Source organism: Rickettsia sp. TH2014 (genome assembly GCF_019249195.1).
Taxonomy (GTDB): domain Bacteria; phylum Pseudomonadota; class Alphaproteobacteria; order Rickettsiales; family Rickettsiaceae; genus Rickettsia; species Rickettsia felis.
On sequence record NZ_MXAX01000154.1, the window covers coordinates 1 to 2,898 of the forward strand.

The following is a 2,898-nucleotide window of genomic DNA, read 5'->3' on the forward strand; positions in this document are numbered from 1 at the left end:
TTTTTTGATTTAGATTCATCTCTAATCCTCCATTNNNTATTATCTTAATTTTACTAAATGTAAGATTAAATCTCAACTATTACAAATAATATTTACGGTTTGGCATGTCTCTACTGTCTCATTTGTCATATGAATGTCGGCTTTTGAAGGTTCAGGGCTGCCGCTTGGATGATTATGCACAAGTATAAGGCTGCTTCATTAAATAAAGCTCGTTTAATTATCTCACGTGGATATACTTCAGCTTGGTCTATAGTTCCTTGACTTAAAACCTCATCGGCAATTAAAATATTTTTCTTATTCAAAAATAATATACGAAATTGCTCTAGTCGCATATTACCCATGTTAACTTTTAAATAATCAATCAAAGAACTCCAAGAAGCAATAATATTTTTATTTATTATTTTTTGTTTCAATACTCTATTTATCAACTCACGTATTAAAGCAAAATTGACATATAAATTTTCATTGGTGCCTTTAATACTAAGTAACCTTTCCTTATCAAGGTTAATTAAATCCGTAATATCAAAATGATCAAGTAATTTTTTAGAAAGAGGTTTTACGTCTTTACGAGGGATAGCAGAAAATAACATTACTTCAAGTAATTCATAATCGGAAAAATGTTCTGCTCCAGCAGCGACGAAGCGTTCTTTTGCTCTTTTTACGGTGACCTATATAATGAGGCGTATCATTATTACTAAATTCTATCAAATTATTTTCTAACATTCTTCATATTTACTCAAATTTGTTGCTGATGTCATTCCTGCGAAAGTAGGAATCCAAAAAAATAACCTATAATTATTAGTACAAAATACATATAAAAAACAAGTTTTTTAATATGTTCTATTGGATTCCCGCTTTCGCAGGAATGACATCAAACCGCTGTGTCAAACCATACAACAAAATCAATTTTTATCCTATAGCTTAGTATGGAGGATAATCAAGTTTTTTAGGTGATAACGTAAATATTTCAAAACCATCTTTAGTCACGCCTATAGTATGCTCAAATTGAGCCGATAATGATTTATCACGTGTAGTAACCGTCCATCCATCTAATTTACTTAGTATAGTATCATAATTACCGGCATTTATCATAGGTTCAACGGTGAAAAACATCCCTTCTTCTAGTGTTAGACCCGTGCCGCTGCGACCGTAATTTAATATTGACGGTTCGTCATGAAAAACTCTTCCGATACCGTGACCGGTATAACCTCTGACCACCGAATAATTATGTTTCTCGGCATAGCTTTGAATAGCATACCCGATATCACCGAGTTTAGCACCTGGTCTAACTACTTCAATCCCTTTCATCATTGCATCATAAGTTACTTGAATAAGACGCTTTGGCTTAATTGCTACGTCACCGACATAATACATACGACTAGTATCACCGTACCAACCATCTAAAATTACTGTAACATCAATATTTACTATATCACCGTTTTTTAATGGTTTATCATTTGGAATGCCGTGACAAACCACATGATTTATAGAAGTACAAATCGATTTCGGAAAGCCTTTATAATTTAACGGTGCAGGAGTGGCATTATGAGAAGTAATAAAATTATGACAAAGGTCATTTAAACTATTAGAAGTGACGTTCGGTTTTACGTAATCAGCAATAAAATCGAGCGTCTCTGCAGCTAATTTTCCAGCTAGCCGCATCTTTATGAAATCTTTTTCCGTATGGATTTTTATGGTCATGTTTAATTTAAATTCTTTTAAAAAATCATTATACTATAAGTTCTTTTAAAACACTAACTAATTAAGCTTGATGTTTGAATAAATTTAGTATAAAGTATTAGGTAACACTTTATATTTTACTACATGCAATATTATATTATAGATAAGAAAAAAGCAATTAGATGAGTTCCGTCCATTAAGCCCCGAATTGGCTAAAAATTTAGACGAATGGTTTAAAGTAGAGCTAACTTATACCAGTAATGCTATTGAAGGCAATACCTTATCATGCGGAGAAACTGCTATAGTTATTGAAAAAGGATTAACTATAGGAGGTAAAACGTTAGTAGAACATCTTGAGGCTATAAACCATGCAAAAGCTTTAGAGGTAGTATACAAGCTTGCTAAGAAGAAATATAGTCAAATTACGGAAAAAGACATCTTAGCAATTCATCATACAATTCTTCATGGCATTGATGACTATAACGCAGGACATTATAGACATGTACCGGTACGTATTTCAGGATCTACCGTAGTAATGCCTAACCCTATGAAAGTATCTGCTTTGATGGCAGATTTTATATCTTGGTTAAGTTCAGTAGAAAAAATTCACCCGATAGAGCTTGCGGTAGAATCTCACTATAGACTTATAACAATTCATCCATTTTCCGTCGGGAACGGTCGTACTGCTCGTCTTTTAATGAATTTAATTTTAATTATGAAGGGTTATCCTCCCGCAATTATAAGACCACAAGAGCGGTTAGCGTATATTACGTCTCTTGAAACTGCACAACTTGGAGGATCAAAAGAGAAATATCAAAAAATTATTTATAACGCAGTTAATTGTTCATTTGATATTTATTTGAAAGCAGTAACAGGGCAAGAGGCGTCAGACATTAGAAAGTCGGAAAAATTAATGAAAATTGTAGAGCTAGCTAAAGCGATCGGAGAAACTGTTTCTACGATTCGTTTTTGGACTAAGACCGGATTGCTTGAGATTGCGGATATTACTAGGTCAAATTATCAACTTTATTCCATAGAGGCACTGCAGCAATGTAAGAAAATCCAGCAACTAAAAAAACAAAGACTAACAATAAATGAGATTAAAGGTAAGTTATAAATTACTCTTGTATCATTTGTAATAGTTGAGATTTAATCTTACATTTAGTAAAATTAAGATAATANNNAATGGAGGATTAGAGATGAATCTAAATCAAAAAA

General features: G+C 32.5%; 2 protein-coding genes and 2 pseudogenes. 1 reads left to right on the forward strand and 3 read right to left on the reverse strand.

The genetic code is table 11. The features are described from left to right. Positions 1 to 72 precede the first annotated feature (72 nt). The 3 genes and pseudogenes from KYQ89_RS02945 to map all read right to left on the reverse strand — a co-directional run bounded on the left by KYQ89_RS02945 (position 73) and on the right by map (position 1,701). Positions 73 to 413 (reverse strand): annotated as a pseudogene (locus tag KYQ89_RS02945) (JAB domain-containing protein). Between the two features lie 6 nt (positions 414 to 419). Continuing rightward, positions 420 to 723, reverse strand: a pseudogene (locus KYQ89_RS02950) (UPF0758 domain-containing protein); the annotation flags it as partial. Positions 724 to 921: 198 nt separating this feature from the next. Then, positions 922 to 1,701, reverse strand: coding sequence for a type I methionyl aminopeptidase (gene map / locus KYQ89_RS02955; RefSeq protein WP_218460338.1), 780 nt, complete (start codon positions 1,699 to 1,701; stop codon positions 922 to 924). A 187-nt stretch (positions 1,702 to 1,888) separates the two neighbouring features. Here map and KYQ89_RS02960 point away from each other — a divergent pair, with 187 nt between their 5' ends. Continuing rightward, complete coding sequence (locus KYQ89_RS02960; RefSeq protein WP_218460339.1) at positions 1,889 to 2,797, forward strand: Fic family protein; 909 nt, start codon at positions 1,889 to 1,891, stop codon at positions 2,795 to 2,797. The last annotated feature ends 101 nt before the right edge of the window (positions 2,798 to 2,898 follow it).

Excerpts from the sequence above, each read along its gene's own strand:
- map (WP_218460338.1), bottom strand. The coding sequence starts at position 1,701 with ATGACCATAAAAATCCATACGGAAAAAGATTTCATAAAGATGCGGCTA.